This is a genomic window from Pseudomonas typographi, assembly GCF_014694385.1.
GTDB classification, from domain to species: domain Bacteria; phylum Pseudomonadota; class Gammaproteobacteria; order Pseudomonadales; family Pseudomonadaceae; genus Aquipseudomonas; species Aquipseudomonas typographi.
In genome coordinates this window covers 1-17,835 of record NZ_JAAOCA010000021.1, presented here as the reverse complement: position 1 = coordinate 17,835, position 17,835 = coordinate 1, and the positions used below count along the sequence as shown (strand labels likewise).

Genomic DNA, 17,835 nt, shown 5'->3' with positions numbered 1-17,835 from the left:
GCCGGGACGCCCGGCCGCGCCTCATTCCAGCACGTCAACCGCCATGCCCACCTGCAGCTCTCCATGGCCTTCGGCAATCAGGTTCTGCCCGAACATGATGCCGCCTTCCCGCAGCCGGTAGCCCTTGAGCGTGTTCAGCGGCTCACGATCCGCACTGCGCTCGCCGGTTTGGGGGTCGAGGGTAGTCAGTATGCAGCGGGCACAAGGCACCGCTACACGGAAGGTGACCTCGCCGATGCGCAGGCGTTTCCAGCCGTCTTCGGCATAAGGCGCGGCGCCGTCGACTACCAGGTTGGGACGAAAGCGCAGCATTTCCATCGGCCGCCCGATGCGCTGGTTCAGATCGTCTAGCGAGCCCTGGCCAATCAGCAGCAAGGGAAACCCGTCGGCGAACCCTACTCGGTCACCCGGTTGGGCGTAAGCCGGGTTCACCGCCCGCGCGCGTTCGGCCGGTACGTGCACGAGCCGCACGGGTATGCCAATGAACGCGCTCAGCCACGCCGCAGCATCGTCTCCCGCATCTGGCACACGCAGGCTGTCGCCCCACACCGTCACGTCGCGCAGCGGCGCCTGTGCCGGCGGCAGCGGCACTGCCAACTCCCCGTGCCCAGTGGCCCCCAGCAGCAACCCAGCGTCGGCGGCCCACTCGGCACGCAGTTGGCCCAGGCGCGGCACGCTGCGCTGGCTCATGAAACGCCCGTTGCCTGCTTCCACCAGCATCCAGCAGCGGTCACCCGCCAACCCCAGTGGGCCGACGGCGGATTGCCGCAGGGTTTGGCCAATGGCCGACTTCAGCGGGTAACGGTACAGGGCGCACAGTTGCATGGTGATGCTTCCGAAGCAGGGGAGCCCTAGGGTATCACCCGCGCACGGGGCTCAGAGCCGTTCCAGGCGCTGGCGAACCACATCGACCAGGCGGTCGGGCTGGAACTTGGACAGGAAGTCGTCACAGCCCACCTTGCGCACCATCGACTCGTTGAAACTGCCCGACAGCGAGGTATGCAGCACCACGTAGAGTTTGGCCAAGCGGGGGTCTTGGCGAATCTCGGTGGTCAAGCGGTAGCCATCCATTTCCGGCATTTCGGCATCGGTGAATATCATTAGCAGTTTTTCCTGCAAGTCTTCCCCGGCGTCGGCCCACCCCTTGAGCATGCGCAAGGCCTTCAGGCCATCGGTGGCCACATGCATCTTCATGCCCAGTTGCGAGAGCGTGTCGCGCAATTGCGCCAAGGCCACCGTGGAGTCATCCACCAACAGCACTTCGCGGCCCCGGGCCTGCTGCAACAGGCTATCGTCGAGTTTTTCACGGGAAACCTTGGCGTTGTACGGCACGATCTCGGCCAGTACCTTCTCCACATCGATCACCTCTACCAACTGGTCCTCGACCTTGGTGATAGCGGTGAGGTAATGCTGGCGGCCGGCACTGGAGGGGGGCGGCATGATCGCTTCCCAGTTCATGTTGATGATGCGGTCCACACCGCCTACCAAAAATGCCTGCACCGAACGGTTGTATTCCGTCACGATAATGGTGCTACCGGGGCCTGCTTGTATGGGGCGCATACCAATGGCCTGGGAGAGGTCGATCACCGGCAGGGTTTGCCCCCGCAGGTTCACCACCCCGCACACGAAGGCATGCCGCTGGGGCATCAACGTGAGCTTGGGCAGTTGTAGAACTTCCTGCACCTTGAACACGTTGATCGCGAACAACTGCCGGCCAACCAGGCGGAACATAAGGATTTCCAGGCGGTTTTCACCCACCAATTGGGTTCGCTGATCGACCGTATCGAGAATACCAGCCATGGTTGTAGGCCCCCGCGCGCCTGAAGATGGGTGTGCTAACGGGAGCTATCGGCTGAGCCGGCATAAACTTGAAAAGCGGCGCCTAAACGCTTCATCAGCCCGGATGACTGAGCAGCGGGCATTGCGGCGGTAGGTGAATGCGCAGCGCCTGCCGGCGGGCGGCGAACCTCAGCTCGCGGCGGTTAACTGGCTCACCGTCGAGGTTCATGTCCATGCCCTGGCCGCAGTGCACCTCCACCCAGGGCAAGCGCGCCCGAACGAACAGCGAGTCGATTCCCAAGCCGCCGGCGAGCAAGTCTTTGAGCCCGCCGATCATATCCCGCGGGACTGGCAGGATACTGATGTCCAGCAGCCCGTCGTCAATATAGGCCTGCGGGCATAACACATGGCCACCTCCGGCCTGGCGACCGTTGCCTATCCCCAGCGCTAGCAATTCGCCTTGCCATTGGAACCCCGGCCCGCTGAGCCGCACCTGGGCCGCGTTGAGCTCACTGAAACGGCTAAGGCCGGTGAACAAGTAAGCCGCCCCGCCCAGCACCTTTTTAAGGTCTTCAGAAGTATTGGCGGTCACCTGGCTGCCAAAGCCACCGGTGGCCATGTTCAGGAAAATTTCTCCGTCGGCCTCGCCCAAGTCGACAGGCCGCGCTGGCGCGCCGAGCAGTTTGAGCGCTTCGGCGGGCTCGAAGGGCACTTGGGCAGCGCGCGCGAAGTCGTTGGCGGTACCCAGCGGCATCAACACCAACGAGGCCGGCGCCGCCGCCTGCGCCAGCGCTTGGGCAACGTCACGCAGGGTGCCATCGCCGCCCCCGGCGATAAGCGTAGGGTAACCGGCGGCCATTGCCTCATCCGCCAGCCGCTGCGCATCGCCCGCCTCCCAGGTCAAACGCACGGCCAAATCCCAGCCTTGTGCCCGCTGCGCCTGCACCGCGCGGCGTACCTCCTCGTTGAGCGCCTGCTTGCCATGCAGAATCAACAACGCCTTGTGCTCGTCCATGTCCAACTCCCCGTAAGTGATCCAGGCATAGACCGCAGATACGGCGAAAAGCGCCCGGGGCCAAACGACAAAAAACCGACCTTTCGTCGGTAGCCCTTTCAAAGGGTCAATCGATTGACTAATATCGTTTTCACATCATTTCATCGCCTCCCGCTCCCTTGGGTGGCGGTAGCCTGCTCCCCTTCCCGCTCACACCCTTCTTCGCCCGCTCCCTTCGCGGCGGCGCTACCGCGCTGCCCTGTGTATTTTGCGCGCCCACGCGCCTACCTGAGAGGTATACAGGATGAGCTCTCTCGTTCCATGCATCGTTGCCGGCGGTGCCGGCACCCGCTTGTGGCCGGTCTCGCGAGAAGCCATGCCCAAGCCGTTCATGCGCTTGCCAGACGGCGAAAGCCTGTTGCAGAAAACCTTCGAGCGCGCCGCAGGCCTGCCCGGGGTCGAGCGTATCCTGACGGTGACCCATCGCGAGTTGTTCTTCCGCACGGCTGATGATTACCGCCAGTACAACCACCGCCGCTTGCCGCTAGACTTCATCCTTGAGCCGAGCGGGCGCAATACGGCACCGGCCATAGCCATGGCCGCCCTGCATGTAGCGCGCGAATATGGCGGCGACAGCCAGTTGCTAGTGTTGCCTGCCGACCATTTGATTCGTGACGCCGACGCCCTGGCGTGGGCCGTGGAGGCTGCCAGGGCCCTGGCCCAGGATGGCGCCCTGGTCACCTTCGGCCTGGTGCCCAGCCGTGCCGAAACCGGCTTTGGTTACATCGAAAAAGGCAATGCGCTCGGCCACGGTGCCTTTGAAGTTGCACGCTTTGTCGAAAAGCCAGACCTGGCCACCGCCCAGGATTACCTGGCTGGCGGCCAACACCTGTGGAACGCAGGGATGTTCTGCCTGCGCGCCGACAGCATTTTGGCAGAGCTCGCCGTGTATGCGCCCGAGGTGCTTGAGGCGGCGCAACAGTGCCTGGAACACAGCCCTAGCAGGCGCGGCGATGCCGAATACCAGTTGGAGCTTGCCCCCGAGTACTTCAACGCCGCACCGGATATTTCAATTGACTATGCCGTGATGGAGCATTCGAAGAAGGTCGCGGTAGTGCCCTGCGATCTGGGCTGGAGCGACATCGGCTCGTGGGCAGCGATCCGCGAGCTGGCCCCGGCCGATGCGCAAGGCAACCAATGCAACGGCGAAACCGTGCTGTACGACACCACCAACTGCTATATCGACTCGCCACGGCGCATGGTCGGCTGCGTGGGAGTGCAAGACCTGGTGATCGTCGACACCCCCGATGCCCTGTTGATCGCCAATACCCACCGCAGCCAGGATGTTCGCCTGATCGCCCAGGAACTCAAAAGCCGAGGCCACGAAACTTACCGCCTGCACCGCACGGTGACCCGGCCGTGGGGCACCTACACCGTGCTCGAGGAAGGCCAACGCTTTAAAATCAAGCGCATCATGGTCAAGCCCGGGCAGTCGCTTTCGTTGCAGATGCACCACCACCGCAGTGAGCACTGGATCGTGGTATGCGGTATGGCGCGGGTCACCCACGGTGAGGATGAATTTTTGCTCGACACCAACGAATCGACCTTCATCAAGCCAGGCTGCACCCATCGGCTGGTCAACCCCGGCGTGATCGACCTGGTGATGATCGAGGTACAAAGCGGCGAGTACCTGGGTGAAGACGACATCGTACGCTTCACCGATGTGTATGGGCGCGTACCGGCCTAGGCGCCATAACAGTCACCCCAGCAACTCGCTCAAAGGGATAAAGCGCACGCTGTCGCCTACCCGCAAGGTAGTGCCCTCTGGCACCTCGACCAAGCCCTGGGCCCAGGCGGCGCTGCGCAGTACGCCCGAGCTTTGGTTCGGGTAGATCACCGCGCGGTCGCCCTCCAGCCGGGCGCGCAAAAACTCCCGCCGGCTGCCCGCCACCGGCCAGTCGAACCCGGCAGCCACGGCCAGGCGCAGCGGCGCCACCTGCTGGCAGCCCAGGCGGCGCAACAGGTAGGGCCGGGCCAGCAGGGCAAAGGTCACCAGGGTAGAGGCCGGGTTACCGGGCAGGCCCAGCACCGGCACCTGCAGGTAACGGCCAAAGGTCAATGGTTTGCCCGGCTTGATCGCCAACTTCCACAGGCTTAGTTCACCGCCCTCACGCAGCGCTTGGCCGAGGAAATCGGCCTCGCCCACCGAGACCCCGCCGGTGCTGAGGATCAAGTCGACCTGCTGGCAGGCCTCAAGGCACTGGCGGGTCAGCGCCAGGTCGTCGGCGAGGATGCCTACATCGATGACCTCACACCCCAGGCGCTGCAACCAACTGATCAATAAACGCCGGTTGCTGTTGTAAATTTGCCCTGGGCCCAATGCCTGGCCCGGCTCGACCAGTTCATCGCCGGTGGACAGCACCGCCACCTTTGGCCGGCGCCGCACCCGTAGTTGGCCATGGCCGAGGGTAGCGGCCAGGCCGAGTTCGATGGGCCCCAGGCGCGTCCCGGCTGGCAGCACGGTTTCGCCCAGGCGGGTTTCTTGCCCTTGTGGGCGAATGTTCTGCCCCGGCGTGAGCGGTTGGTCGAACTGCACCCGGCCGTCAGCCAGCAACGTCACGTTCTCTTGCATCTCAACGCAGTCGGCCCCGTCGGGTACCGGGGCGCCGGTAAAAATCCGGGCGCAGGTGCCCGGCTGCAGCGGGCCCGGCGCCGTGCCCGCAAACACCCGCTGGCTGATGGGTAAGGCTTGGCCGGCCCAGCCCTGGGTCGCGAGCGCATAGCCGTCCATGGCACTGTTCGGCCAAGGCGGCAAGTCACTGGTGGCTTGCAGGCCCGCGGCCAGTACGCGCCCCGCGCCATCGGCCAGTGATACGGTTTCGCAGGCTTGGATCGGCTCGGCCGCGGCCGCCTCGAGCAGGCGCTGCAGGGCCTGTTCGAGTGGCATCAACGGCTTGGGCTCAGCCACGGCTTTCGCAGGGTGCCGCCTGCTTGAGGTGCGGTACGAAGTTGCACGGGCGATGGCGTGCATCGAGCTGCTCGGCCAGGATGCCGTCCCAGGCGGTGCGGCAGGCATTGGTCGAGCCAGGCAAGCAGCATACCAACGTGCCATTGGCCAGGCCCGCCAGCGCGCGCGACTGCACGGTGGAACTGCCGATGTCGGGCACCGATATTTGCCGGAACAATTCACCGAAACCGTCGACGCGTTTGTCGAGCAAGCAGGCAACCGCTTCGGGGGTGCTGTCGCGGCCGGTGAAGCCGGTACCGCCGGTGACCAGCACCACTTGGACGGTATCCTCGGCGATCCACTGGGCCACCTGGGCGCGGATGCGGTACAGGTCGTCCTTGAGCAATATGCGGGCGGCCAGGTAGTGCCCGGCCTCTTGGAGGCGGTCGACGAACAGTTGCCCGGAGGTATCGTTTTCGAAGGTGCGGGTGTCGCTGACCGTGAGCACGGCAATGTTGAGCGGCACGAACGGCGTGTCAGCCTTGGCTTTCATAAGCACGATCCGGTTGTTTGCGCGAAGGCTCGATGTTATACCACAGCCACCCCCTTGCTTGCCCGCCGAGCCGCCCAATGCCCACCCCGCCGCTGGCTGTTTCCACCCTGTTATTGGCCGGTGGCCAGGGCCAACGCGTCGGCGGCCAAGACAAAGGCCTGCTGCAATGGCATGGCCAGCCGCTGATCAGCTATCTGTACCAACAGGTGCGGCCGCTGACGGACGACCTGATCATCTCCTGCAACCGCAATGAAAGCGCCTACTCGCGCTATGCCGACCGTTTGGTCGGCGACGCCGAAGAGGGTTTTCCGGGGCCCATGGCGGGTTTGTTGGCAGGGCTGGCGGCAGCACGCCACCCTTGGCTGCTGGTGCTGCCCTGCGATGTGCCCGGGGTAGACGCCGCACTGCTGCAAGCCTTGCTTGGCGCTGCCCAGCGCACCGGCGGCAGCGCGATGGTGCGCCAGGGCGGCCAGTGGGAGCCGCTGCTGTGCGTAATGCCCACTCGGCTGCGCGGCGCCTTCGAGCACGCTTGGCAAGCCGGTGAACGCAGCCCGCGTAGGGTGCTGCTGGCCCAGCCGGTGGCGGCGGTGGACTGCGCCGCAGGCGACCCGCGCCTGGCCAACCTCAATACACTCGGCCGGCTCGAAGCGCCATCATGAATGGCTTTGGAACTTGCCGCTGGCGCGGCCGTCTCAGGTGCTAGTAAACTCAGCATTATTTACACCGGAGAATTAGAAAATGCGCAATCGGATCGTTCCCGCTTTGATGCTCACCTTGGGCTTGGCCACCCTGGCGGGCTGCTCGACGCCGAACGTGATTACCCTCAACGATGGCCGTGAAATCCAGACCGTCGACACGCCCAAGTACGATGACGACACCGGCTTCTATGAGTTCGAGCAGTTGGACGGCAAAGTCACCCGGGTGAACAAAGACCAAGTGCGCACCGTTAAGGAGCTTTGAGCGCGGCTGCCAGGCCCCGGCGCGGAATTAACCCTTCGTCAATCAAGGGGTTGCATACCGCGCAAAGCCCGGATATCCTTCGCGCCATCGGAGTGTAGCGCAGCCAGGTAGCGCGTCTCGTTCGGGACGAGAAGGCCGCAGGTTCGAATCCTGTCTCTCCGACCAAATCGCTGTTTCGAGCTGGCTCCAATAGCCTACGAAACGCCCTGAAAAGCCCGCCTCGTGCGGGCTTTCTTGTTTCTGGCTGCCTTGCCAGAAACAGCACAACGCGACACGCCCAGCTACAACGCCCACATGGGCATGCTCAGGCACCCCCCCAAACCATCACATTAGGCGCGCATCAAGTACCGGTCAGCGTCTTTGCCGTATTGCTCGGGATCTACCTGGCAACCAAATACCGGGTCGAAATGTATATCGGGCCCAGTGTCGTCTTCGTTTTCGATGGCCAAAATGGTGTGCCTGGCGAACTCAAGAGGCGCTCCCGCCGCCCAGTTGGAAAGCTCTGGTGTCGCCGATAAGGTGAATTTCATGGCGCCTTCCAACTCGACCGGACGAAGGCCTTTGATACCGGCCGCTTGGCCAACCATGTTGAAAATCTTGGCAAAGGATGAGCAGTCGCCGTCTCGCCGGGCGACCATCTCAAACGGCTCACGGGCTTTATCCATCCGATAGGTGAATAATTTCTGGCGCGCATTCTGCCGCGCCATCTTTTCAAGCAAGCCCAGCGGCGACTCGGTGCCGTCCATGCCTACCAATAGGCGTGACAATGTGGGCACCAGCGCTTTTGCGTTCTGCTGGTCTATCTGTATGAGCTGCTGAAGGTCTGGCCGGTTCGGCCGGGGGCGGTTGGCGATGGCCTCCAAGCGCGCTTGAGCAACGATGTTCAACTCAGCTTTGGCCCGTTGAAAGCGTTCACGCCCCGGCGGTTGCGCCCCGTTATCCGAAGCCAAGTTGTGGGTCATGAGCACACTATTAAGCACAGCCCGTGGGCTCGCTGAGCGGCCGTTAGGCGAACGCGATGGTGGCGCATCCTCCAACTGAGCGACCAGTGCGGGCTCGGCACGCTCACCCTGTTCCTTGAGGATGATATTGGCGTATTCCTGAATGGGCCCCCTGGGGTGCTTGCTTTCTGTGCTAGGTAACCGTGTAACAGCGGACAGTATCTGTTCAAGCAACACGCGTTTACTACTAGATGCCCTTTCGCCGGATGCGCTTCGATAACTGCGGGCCGAGCGATGGGGCTGCTTGCCAGGCTCTTTTCCATCGATCAGCAACGGGGTACTTCTTCGGCCGTCACCTAGGGGGCGCGCGAGTGTGAGCGCATAGCGGCCCTCCAAGCTGAGAACACCGTTTTGCACCGCGTGGTTGTAAAGGCGGCGAAACGTTGGGCTGCGCTCATAGGCCCTGACCAGTGTTTCGTTCAACGTGGCCATGGCCTTGCGGTAATCGTCGGGCTTACCATCCACCGCTCGGCTGTCGGCGCGGACCAGGTAATCACCCAGGCGGGCCAGCTCCAGCTGTGGGCCGTCGTCAATGGCTTGCATGTCGTGCTGCCTGCGCATGGCGCTAGGGTTTTTCAGTTGCGCGTGCATGTCGCCATGGCGCTCGGCCAGTTGCTGATCGGTATCTTTCGGTGGCGCACTCAGTTGTGGTTCCGCCGGGGCTGGGCGTGCCGTGACCTGTAAGGGAAAAAGCATGGAAAGGCCTTTTTTCGCGAGGATGTCACGGCTTTGTGGGCAGCATGCCCCGATCGGTTCCGGTTGAGCGTGCGGCCGGCGCCAGTGTGCGCTCGCGCCTTGGCTGCGGCATGTACACGGTGCCGCCTCGAGCTGCGATACGCTACTGCCCAGCGCCCGGGGGCGAGTGACGGCCTTTTTTACAGGGGCAGCAACGCCAACTCGCTACAAAAATAGCGCTCCGTCCCATTGAGGGGGTCGTTGAAACGAAGCGCCCGTGCCAGCAGTTGCAACGGCCGCGTGAGATCGGCTTGGCAGTGTGCCGCGAGCACCTGCGGATAAAAGGGGTCGTTGCGCAGCGGCGCACCCAACGCCGCCATGTGCACCCGCAATTGGTGGGTTTTGCCGGTAACGGGTGACAATCCGTAACGCCACGCGTCACTGCCGCGTTCGATCACCTCGATCAGCGTTTCGCTGTTGGCCGGCCCTTCGGTTTGCGCCATGCGAAAGAAGGGCTCGCCACGCACCATGCGGCTGCGGTGCACGTAGGGGAACGCGAGCTGCGGCAACGCTGGGGCTACGGCCTCGTAGTGTTTATGAATGCGCCGCTGGGGGAACAAGCTTTGATACCGCGCACGGGTGGAGGGGTTGGCTGAAAACATGACCAACCCTGCCGTGTGCCGGTCGATGCGGTGTAACGGCACCAGGTGCGGGTTGCCCAAGCGGCGGATCAGCCGGCGCAGCAGTGTTTGCTCCACATACTGGCCACCGGGCGTAACCGGCAGGAAGTGTGGCTTATCCGCGACCACCAGGTGCTCGTCTACATGCAACACGTGCTCCTGCACCGGAATGGGCGCTTCGCCAGGCACTTCGCGAAAATAGTGCACGCGCAGGCCGGCACGGTAAGGGTGATCCAGTGCCATCGCCTGGCCGTGCGCGTCGAGCACCTTGCCCGCGGCAAAACGCTCGCGCCACACCGGCGCGCCTTGGTTGGGAAAATGCTCGCACAGGCATTCGAATACCGTCCGCCAGGGCCCCACGGGAAGGCTTAGTGTACTGGCCTGCACCTGGGCGGGGTGAAAGCTGGGGTTGGCCATGTTCGGTGCCTGCGCTAAGGAAGGCGGGCATTATCCCGCATCAACTGGCTGCCATTCCAGCCTGGCGCGCCTCGCACGCCTGCTTGAGGGTGCGCAGCACCGCCACCGCCTCCCAGCGCGCAGGGTCGTATAGGGCGTAGACTTGGCCGTCATAGCCCACCACGTCTAGGCCGCGGTGATAGCCGGCACGCTGGAACAGCGCTTCTATTTCGGCAAAGCAGGCGTTGAAGTGAACCCGGCTGAAAGGCGTGCGGTCATCCATCACCAGCCCCTCGAGTTGAAGCGCCAAGGCTGCGTCGAACACCGCGTGGGCTGGCATGTGATTGACACTGTATTTAAGTTGCTCGATGTTCACGCGGCTTCGCCCTGCTTTTGCTGTATGCATATACAGTTTACTCATCCATGAAGTGGCCGGCAAGCAGTGAGTGTGCGCAGTTAAACCAGCGGAGGCGACCCTGGCGTTATTTCAGGAAGTGTTCGATATCTTCCAGGTCGAACGGCCAGGGCAACTGCGCGCCGGTATCCACCCGCTCAAGCACTGGCACGCGGCTGCTCCACTGGGCTAGCGGCAAAGGCTGCTCGGTAATGTCGACCAGTTCGACCAACAGCCCTGCCCGCTCCACCCAATCCATGAGCATGTCCTCGGCGAGGCTGCACAAAGGGTGGCCGGTGACGATGTACAATTTGCATTCGGCGAGCATGTGAAACCCCCTCAGCGGCAACGGCATATTAGTCTAGGCAATCGCGCCTTACCGCGCCGTGCTCGCAAGCAGCAGGCGCTTGTACCAAGGCCACTCCCTTAGCCCTTCGCCAGCGTTTGTGCCCTCACCCCGCAGCCACCCTACGCGGCACGGGCTCGAAAAATGGCCCAGCGCAGGCTACGATCACTGTTGTGGCACGCCATTGCGGCGCCCAAACCCCGCACACTGTTTACGCGCCCAGGGCACAAGGGTTCATTCAACCACCTTGAGCAACTGCTGTAGGAGCAGCCGATGGGCGTACCGTGAAGGAACATTTAGGCGGCCGCTCGCTGACCCTTCCGTGGCCTGCCGATGAATGCCTCGTTTGGGCGCGCCAGGCTGGGCACCGCACCGTTTGGCAGCAAAAAACTACCATGGGGGGCCGGCTGAACCTTAGCGGCGTTCATGGACTCGAAACCGATAACGACCAGACAGGAGGCAATATGCCCAACATCAGCGCCAAAGCCGCACAAGAAGTGCTTGCGGCAGATTTCCAGAACCTCGTACGCGATGCCGAAAAACTGCTTGAGCACAGTGCAACCTTGGCGGGGGACCGAGCCGAAGTGCTACGCGCCCAGATCAAGGAGAGCCTGGTACGGGCACGCGGCTCGCTCAAAGACAGCGAACAGGCTTTGATCGAACAAGGCAAATTGGCGGTGGGTGCTATCGAAGAGTTTATCCAAGCCAAGCCGATTCAGGCGATTGGAATTGCAGCCGGCGTAGGCTTTCTTATCGGTTTGTTAGCAACAAGGCGCTGAACATGAGCATCGGGGAAAAACCGGGCGCCGCCGCGCCTACCGGCTCACCAAGCCGGCGCCTGCTGGCCAGCGTGTTGGGCCTGCTGCACAGCCATGTGGAACTGGCCGGTATTGAACTGCAAGAACAAAAATCCCGCACGGTGAGCCTGCTGTTATTCGCAGGCTTGGCCCTGGTGTTCGCCCTGCTCGCCTTGGTGGCATTATCGGGGTTGGTGCTCATCCTGCTGTGGGATACCTATCGCATCCCTGGGATGGTGGGCTTGTGTATTTTTTACCTGCTAGCTGGGTTGTTTTGCGCGTTGCGCCTGAAAGCGGCGATCTTCGATGAATTGTCGCCTTTTCATGCCACCCTTGAAGAGCTGGCTAAAGACCGGGAGCGGCTGTTGCCATGACCCTACCCTCGAACAGCGGCGCGTCGCGCCGAGAGATGCGCAAGGCGCTGGTTCGCTTGCGCATGGAAATGCACCGCCAGGAGATCCGCCAAGAGGCCCGCCAAGTGGTCAACCCACTCGCTCGGTTGCGGGGCATGTCACAACACGTACAAGAGGGGCTGGGCATCAAACATGGGCCGCTGTGGGGGGTGGGGCTGGTCACGCTGCTGGGTTTTCTCAGTGGCAAAGGGGCGCGCGCTGGCAAGCTGGGTGGCCTGGGGCGCCTGGTGCGGTTGGCGGCGAGCCTCGCACCGTTGCTGCGCCTGCTGCAAAAGGCGACGCGTTGATGTGAGGGTTCGAACGTTGGCTGCATGGCGTTAGCGATTGCGAATTGGCGGCATTCTTGCAGTGCTCGGGGGTGATTCCAAGAAGCCATCATTCAGGCTTCCTTCTTGAGCATTAAGGAGCCGCCGTGTTCGATGGGCACCCTACCGCCTGCTTCCAGCCCTTTATCGACACCGCCACCGGCCGCATCGCCGGCGTAGAAGCATTGGGCCGCTTGCGCCTACCCGGCGGGGAGCTTCGCTCGGTGGGGCCGTTGTTCGGCGACCCCAAACAGACCGCAGGCGCGTTGCGTGCGCTCGACCGGCAAATCCGTAATGAAGCCCTTAGCACATTCGCCCAAGCGCCGGCCGATTGGTTCTTAAGCCTGAACATATCGCCGCGTTGGGTTAGCCAGTTGCGCCCCGGGCAGGCGCTGCCGAGCTTGGCACAGTTGGCCAAGCATGGCGTGCCGGCGCAGCGTGTGGTGTTTGAGATCACTGAATGCTCCGGCAATAACCAACGCCTACGCGACGTGACCGCGCGCTATCGCCAAGCCGGTGCCCGCATCGCCATCGATGATTTCGGGGTCGGCTACTCCCAACTCGACCGGGTGCTCGAACTGCAGCCGGATATCCTCAAGCTCGACATGCGCCTGTTCCAAGCGGCCGCCCGGGGCGGCCCGAGCAGCGAGGTGGTCAAGGCCCTGGCATTGATGGCCGAGAAAACCGGTTGCTGGATCATTGCCGAGGGCGTGGAAACCGAGGCAGAAATGGACTTTGCCCTGGAATGCGGGGCGCGCTATGTGCAGGGTTACCTGTTTGCCCGGGCAGAACCGGGCTTTTTCGCAAGCGACGCATTCGTTGAGCGCTTCGCGGCCCTGCGTGGCCGCTACGTACAACACAAAATCGAGCAGCGCGCTGCGTTCAAGCGCCTGCGCCAGCAACTGGCGATGCTGATGAGCCAATTGCAAGCGTGGGCCACCCGGCACGCGCCCACCACGGAACTGCCGGCACTGCACGATTACCCCTGGGTGTTGCGTTTTTACCAATGCGACCGCCATGGCACCCAGCTCACGCCTAACCTGGAATGGCACGACGGCGCTTGGCGCAGCGATGCCGGCTATATCGGCCACAACTGGTCATGGCGGCCGTACTTCTACCACCTGCTCGCCGAAGGCTGGGACGAACGCCGGCTAACGCTTTCCAGCACCTACCGGGACGCCACCACCAACCAGTACTGTTTGACCGCCGGGCAGTGCTTCGACAATGGCCAACGCCTGCTGCTGATCGACGTAGACCCCACCGGCTGTTTATGACCTTGCACCGCAGCACCGAAGCGGGGAAGCTACAGGCTTGGTTTTGTACGGAGATACGCCTTGGACTGGCAAGCACTGCTCAACCGTGAACGGCTCGGCAAGGTCGTGCACGGTGCCGAGGAACTGGGCCGCAGCCCGTTTCATAAGGACCACGACCGGGTCATTTTTTCGGGCGCGTTTCGCCGCCTCGGGCGCAAGACCCAGGTACACCCGGTGACCAGCAACGACCACATCCACACCCGCCTGACCCATTCACTGGAGGTCAGCTGCGTGGGCCGCTCATTGGGCATGCGTGTAGGTGAAACCCTGCGCGACAGCCTGCCGGCCTGGTGCAGCCCGGCAGACCTGGGCATGGTGGTGCAATCGGCATGCCTGGCCCACGACATCGGCAACCCGCCGTTTGGCCACTCCGGTGAAGATGCCATTCGCCATTGGTTCCAGCAGGCTGCCGGCAAAGGCTGGCTGGATGCGATGAACGAGGCCGAACGCCTGGATTTTCTGACATTCGAGGGCAATGCCCAAGGGTTTCGACTGCTTACCCAGTTGGAGTATCACCAGTTCGAAGGCGGCATGCGCCTGACCTACGCCACCCTTGGGGCCTATTTGAAGTACCCTTGGAGCGCCCAGCATGCCGATTCGCAAGGTTACAAAAAGCACAAATTCGGCTGTTACCAAAGCGAACTGCCACTGCTGGAGCAGATCGCCCAGAAGCTTGGCCTGCCACAACTCGGCCCGCAACGTTGGGCACGGCACCCGCTGGTTTACTTGATGGAGGCCGCGGACGACATCTGCTACGCCTTGATCGACCTGGAAGACGGCCTGGAGATGGACCTGCTCGACTATGCCGAGGTCGAGGCGCTGCTGCTCGGGCTGGTCGGTGACGACCTGCCCGATACCTACCGGCAGCTTGGGCCCGCTGACTCTCGCCGGCGCAAGCTGGCGATTCTGCGCGGCAAAGCCATCGAGCACCTGACCAACGCCGCCGCCAGGGCCTTCGTCGAGCAACAAACGGCACTGTTGGCCGGCACGCTGGAGGGTGACTTGGTCGAGCACATACAAGGGCCGGCCAAGCGTTGCGTACAAAGCGCAAAGGAGATCGCGCGGCGCAAAATCTTCCAAGACAAGCGCAAAACCCTCCACGAGATTGGCGCCTACACCACCCTCGAAGTACTGCTCAATGCCTTTTGCGGCGCAGCCCTGGAACAGCACGGCGGGCGTACGCCATCGTTCAAGCACCGGCGCATCCTCGACCTGCTCGGCAATAATGCGCCGCAACCGCACTGGCCCTTGCACACGGCGTTCCTGCGCATGGTCGATTTCATTGCCGGTATGACCGACAGCTATGCCAGCGACATGGCGCGAGAGATGACCGGCGGGGCTATGCCGGTGTGACCCTTCGCAACCCTTCATGGCTTCCGAAAATGCTGTAGGAAATTTCCGATATAACGGTTCCGCCCCCGTGCCGACATCCTTATGGCACACAAATGAGCTAGGGTGCCCCTGTTTCAAGATCGAGCAGGGAAGTGCCCATGAAAACCATCTACATCATCGACGACCACCCGGTGGTTCGCCTCGCTGTCAGGATGCTCCTGGAAACCGAAGGCTACGAGGTGCTCGGCGAGAGCGATAACGGTGTCGATGCCATGCAGCGCGTGCGCGAAAGCAGGCCCGACCTCGTTATTCTCGACATCGGTATCCCGCGGCTGGACGGCCTGGAGTTGCTCTCGCGCTATCAGAACATGGGCTCGAACGTGCGCATCCTGGTGCTCACCGCGCAGTCGCCGGCGTTGTTCGCAATCCGCTGCATGCAATCCGGCGCCTGTGGTTTCGTGCGCAAGGAAGAAGACCTCGGCGAGTTGCTCAGCGCGGTGCGCGCCGTACTGTGTGGTTACAACTACTTTCCTCGCCAGGCACTGCTGCCCTGCGCCGACCCGGCCCGCCAGGCAGAGCTGGCTCTGTTGCAACAGGTCAACGATCGCGAACTGATGGTGCTGCAACTGTATGCACAAGGCCGCAGCAATAAGGAAATCGCCTTGAGCATGTACCTGAGCGATAAAACCGTGAGCACCTACAAAAAGCGCTTGATGGAAAAGCTCAAGGTGCGGTCGGTAGCCGACCTGATCACCCTCGCCAAACGAATCGAACTGATATGACGGCACCGTGGTGGTTAATCGCCGGGGCGGTGTGCACCTTAGTGGCGTTGGCCACAGTGGGCATCGGGCTGTGGCGGCATGCCTGCAGGTTGGCGGGGCAGGTACGCATCCTCGAGGCACTGGTCGATGGCACGCCCCACCCTATTTATATCCGCGACCGCCAGGGGCGGCTGCTCAGTTGTAACGACAGCTACCTGAAAACCTTTGGCTGCACCCGCACCGGCATCCTCGGCCGCAGCGTCACCGAAGGGGTACTGGCCGGCAGCGAAGATGCGCTAGCCTATGAACGCGACTATGCGCAGGTAATCGCCGACGGCCGCCCGCTGATCCGCGACCGCAGTTTGAGCTTTGCTGGCAAAACCCTGACCATCTACCACTGGACGCTGCCCTACCGCGACGGCAGCGGCCAGGTGTGTGGGGTGGTCTGCGGGTGGATCGACATCAGCGAACGGCAATTGCTGCTCGAACAGCTTAAAAAGGCCAAAGACACCGCCGACGCGGCCAATGTGGCGAAAAGCACCTTTTTGGCAACCATGAGCCATGAAATACGCACGCCAATGAACGCGATGCTCGGGCTGCTGGAGTTGGCCTTGGAGCACGCACGCGCCGGGCGCCCGGATGAAGCCTCGCTGGCGGTGGCACAACGTGCCGGGCAGGGCTTGCTGGCATTGATCGGTGACGTGCTCGACATCGCCCGTATCGAAGCCGGGCAGCTGACGGCGATGCCCGAAGCTGTGGCGCTGGCCAACCTGGTCGAAGACACCGCCGCGATGTTTTCGCCAGCCGCCCGCGAGCAGGGGTTGGCCCTGCACGTGAACATCGACCCGCGTACCCGCACAGCGGTAGAGGTGGACCCACTGCGGCTGCGCCAGGTGCTATCGAACCTGATCAGCAATGCCATCAAATACACCCCCAAAGGGCACGTGACCATCCGCCTGGAAGCATTGCAACCGGTACGCCAAGGCTACCTGCAGGTGCGTTTATGCGTGAATGACACCGGTGTGGGCATATCGGTGCCAGACCAACAACGGGCCTTTACCCCCTTTACCCAGTTCCGCCCGACGGGCGCTGCCCGCTGCAGCGATGGCGCCGGCCTGGGCCTTTCGATTTGCCGCAAGCTGAGCACCGTGCTCGGCGGCCATCTAACCTTGCACAGTACGCCAGGCGTAGGCACCAATGTGTGCCTGGCGCTGTCGTTGCGCTTGTGCGCCAATGCACCAGCACCGGCGCCCACCCGGGCGGCCCCGGCGCAGCTCGTGCCGTTGCGGGTGTTGGTGGTGGACGACCACCCGGCCAATCGCTTGGTCCTTACCCGGCAATTGCAGCGCCTGGGCATCGAACCCCGCGCGGCCGAGAGCGGCACGGCGGCGCTGCGGCTTTACAAAGCGCAACCGTTTGACCTGGTGATCGCCGACTGCAATATGCCTGGGCTGGACGGCTATGCCTTGACCCAGGCGATACGCCAGTTCGAAACCAACGAAGGCCGTGCCCGCTGCACGGTGATGGGTTACACCGCCAATGCGCAAACCCAGGAGCGCCAGCGCTGCCTGGCCGCCGGCATGGACGGTTGCCTGTTCAAACCGGTAGACCTGGCCCGGCTACGCGCCTGCCTGGCCGAGTGCGCGCCACTTCCGGCCCGGCACCTGACCGACCTGCACGACGCCCGCTTTGGCGCGCAATTGCGCGCGGAGGTGGTACGCGGCTGCCAGAGCGACCGCCGCAGTTTGGCTGAGCATACCTGCCCGCAAACGCTGGCCGACCTTGCCCACCGGGCGAAGGGTATGGCGTTGATCGTCGGTGCGCGCCACGTAGAGCAAGCCGCGCACGCATTGGAGCAAGCCTGCCGAACCGGCGCCGAGTGGCTACCGGCGCGCCAGGCACTGATTACGGCGCTCACGGCCCTTGAAGCCGAATGCCAGGCCACAGCGCCAGCACCCGTTGGGCCGCAGCCTGCCCATATCGCACCGGGCTGATGGCAACCGGCGCCGGCGTCGCGTAGGCCGCCTACCGTGCCCGCCCTCCGATACAAATAAATTTTATTTTCAAGTGAGGAAGACCTGCCCGGGTTGCGTGTAGGCAATGAAAAGAACGTTTTATTTTCATTCGCCTACGAGCAAAAACCCGCATGAGCAGCAGGCCGCCATTCGCTACCCCCCCTTGTCCCCCGC

The 17,835-nt window shown here is 63.0% G+C and carries 19 protein-coding genes and 1 tRNA gene; 11 read left to right on the top strand and 9 right to left on the bottom strand.

Annotated features, from left to right (window positions below; genetic code table 11):
* Positions 1–21: 21 nt before the first annotated feature.
* The 3 genes from HAQ05_RS16765 to yegS all read right to left on the bottom strand — a co-directional run bounded on the left by HAQ05_RS16765 (position 22) and on the right by yegS (position 2,794).
* A complete protein-coding gene (locus HAQ05_RS16765; protein WP_190422613.1) occupies positions 22–825 on the bottom strand; it encodes an MOSC domain-containing protein in 804 nt (267 codons plus the stop codon).
* Between the two features lie 51 nt (positions 826–876).
* Entirely contained in the window at positions 877–1,800 is a 924-nt protein-coding gene (locus HAQ05_RS16760) for a chemotaxis protein CheV (protein ID WP_190422611.1), read from the bottom strand.
* A 94-nt stretch (positions 1,801–1,894) separates the two neighbouring features.
* Positions 1,895–2,794: a lipid kinase YegS gene (gene yegS / locus HAQ05_RS16755; RefSeq protein ID WP_190422609.1), complete on the bottom strand. Its 900-nt coding sequence runs from the start codon at positions 2,792–2,794 to the stop codon at positions 1,895–1,897.
* Positions 2,795–3,077: 283 nt separating this feature from the next.
* Here yegS and HAQ05_RS16750 point away from each other — a divergent pair, with 283 nt between their 5' ends.
* A complete protein-coding gene (locus HAQ05_RS16750) occupies positions 3,078–4,520 on the top strand; it encodes a mannose-1-phosphate guanylyltransferase/mannose-6-phosphate isomerase (RefSeq protein WP_190422608.1) in 1,443 nt (480 codons plus the stop codon).
* Positions 4,521–4,532: 12 nt separating this feature from the next.
* Here HAQ05_RS16750 and HAQ05_RS16745 read toward each other — a convergent pair whose 3' ends face one another.
* Positions 4,533–5,720 (bottom strand): molybdopterin molybdotransferase MoeA, encoded by a 1,188-nt coding sequence (locus HAQ05_RS16745; protein WP_190422754.1) that lies wholly within the window; start codon positions 5,718–5,720, stop codon positions 4,533–4,535.
* Between the two features lie 13 nt (positions 5,721–5,733).
* Positions 5,734–6,273, bottom strand: a complete 540-nt coding sequence (moaB, locus tag HAQ05_RS16740) for a molybdenum cofactor biosynthesis protein B (protein ID WP_190422607.1) — start codon at positions 6,271–6,273, stop codon at positions 5,734–5,736.
* 77 nt (positions 6,274–6,350) lie between these two features.
* Between moaB and mobA the strand changes: the two genes are divergently transcribed.
* The 3 genes from mobA to HAQ05_RS16725 all read left to right on the top strand — a co-directional run bounded on the left by mobA (position 6,351) and on the right by HAQ05_RS16725 (position 7,398).
* Positions 6,351–6,932: a molybdenum cofactor guanylyltransferase MobA gene (mobA, locus tag HAQ05_RS16735; RefSeq protein ID WP_190422606.1), complete on the top strand. Its 582-nt coding sequence runs from the start codon at positions 6,351–6,353 to the stop codon at positions 6,930–6,932.
* 79 nt (positions 6,933–7,011) lie between these two features.
* Positions 7,012–7,233 carry a YgdI/YgdR family lipoprotein gene (locus HAQ05_RS16730; RefSeq protein ID WP_190422605.1) on the top strand — a complete coding sequence of 74 codons (222 nt, stop codon included), beginning with the start codon at positions 7,012–7,014 and terminating at the stop codon, positions 7,231–7,233.
* Between the two features lie 88 nt (positions 7,234–7,321).
* Positions 7,322–7,398 (top strand) — tRNA-Pro (locus HAQ05_RS16725).
* A gap of 164 nt (positions 7,399–7,562) precedes the next feature.
* On the opposite strand, the gene HAQ05_RS16720 is transcribed toward HAQ05_RS16725, so the two are convergent.
* The 4 genes from HAQ05_RS16720 to HAQ05_RS16705 all read right to left on the bottom strand — a co-directional run bounded on the left by HAQ05_RS16720 (position 7,563) and on the right by HAQ05_RS16705 (position 10,707).
* Positions 7,563–8,930, bottom strand: coding sequence for a PipA/GogA/GtgA family type III secretion system effector (locus tag HAQ05_RS16720; RefSeq protein WP_190422604.1), 1,368 nt, complete (start codon positions 8,928–8,930; stop codon positions 7,563–7,565).
* A 179-nt stretch (positions 8,931–9,109) separates the two neighbouring features.
* Positions 9,110–10,006, bottom strand: coding sequence for a pseudouridine synthase (locus HAQ05_RS16715; RefSeq protein WP_190422603.1), 897 nt, complete (start codon positions 10,004–10,006; stop codon positions 9,110–9,112).
* 40 nt (positions 10,007–10,046) lie between these two features.
* Positions 10,047–10,325 (bottom strand): transcriptional regulator, encoded by a 279-nt coding sequence (locus HAQ05_RS16710; protein WP_238935175.1) that lies wholly within the window; start codon positions 10,323–10,325, stop codon positions 10,047–10,049.
* 142 nt (positions 10,326–10,467) lie between these two features.
* Positions 10,468–10,707, bottom strand: a complete 240-nt coding sequence (locus HAQ05_RS16705; protein ID WP_190422599.1) for a glutaredoxin family protein — start codon at positions 10,705–10,707, stop codon at positions 10,468–10,470.
* Positions 10,708–11,189: 482 nt separating this feature from the next.
* Between HAQ05_RS16705 and HAQ05_RS16700 the strand changes: the two genes are divergently transcribed.
* The 7 genes from HAQ05_RS16700 to HAQ05_RS16670 all read left to right on the top strand — a co-directional run bounded on the left by HAQ05_RS16700 (position 11,190) and on the right by HAQ05_RS16670 (position 17,640).
* Complete coding sequence (locus HAQ05_RS16700; protein ID WP_190422598.1) at positions 11,190–11,504, top strand: ElaB/YgaM/YqjD family protein; 315 nt, start codon at positions 11,190–11,192, stop codon at positions 11,502–11,504.
* A 2-nt stretch (positions 11,505–11,506) separates the two neighbouring features.
* On the top strand, positions 11,507–11,896 hold the full coding sequence (locus tag HAQ05_RS16695) for a phage holin family protein (protein ID WP_190422596.1): 390 nt from the start codon (positions 11,507–11,509) through the stop codon (positions 11,894–11,896).
* A complete protein-coding gene (locus HAQ05_RS16690) occupies positions 11,893–12,222 on the top strand; it encodes a hypothetical protein (protein WP_190422594.1) in 330 nt (109 codons plus the stop codon). The genes HAQ05_RS16695 and HAQ05_RS16690 overlap by 4 nt, the downstream gene beginning before the upstream one ends.
* A 125-nt stretch (positions 12,223–12,347) precedes the next feature.
* A complete protein-coding gene (locus HAQ05_RS16685) occupies positions 12,348–13,514 on the top strand; it encodes an EAL domain-containing protein (protein ID WP_190422591.1) in 1,167 nt (388 codons plus the stop codon).
* A 60-nt stretch (positions 13,515–13,574) separates the two neighbouring features.
* The gene (locus HAQ05_RS16680; protein WP_190422589.1) at positions 13,575–14,906 is read left to right on the top strand and encodes a deoxyguanosinetriphosphate triphosphohydrolase; all 1,332 of its coding nucleotides are present in this window, start codon (positions 13,575–13,577) and stop codon (positions 14,904–14,906) included.
* Between the two features lie 137 nt (positions 14,907–15,043).
* Positions 15,044–15,667: a response regulator transcription factor gene (locus HAQ05_RS16675; protein WP_190422587.1), complete on the top strand. Its 624-nt coding sequence runs from the start codon at positions 15,044–15,046 to the stop codon at positions 15,665–15,667.
* On the top strand, positions 15,664–17,640 hold the full coding sequence (locus tag HAQ05_RS16670; RefSeq protein ID WP_190422585.1) for a PAS domain-containing sensor histidine kinase: 1,977 nt from the start codon (positions 15,664–15,666) through the stop codon (positions 17,638–17,640). The genes HAQ05_RS16675 and HAQ05_RS16670 overlap by 4 nt, the downstream gene beginning before the upstream one ends.
* Positions 17,641–17,835: the final 195 nt, after the last annotated feature.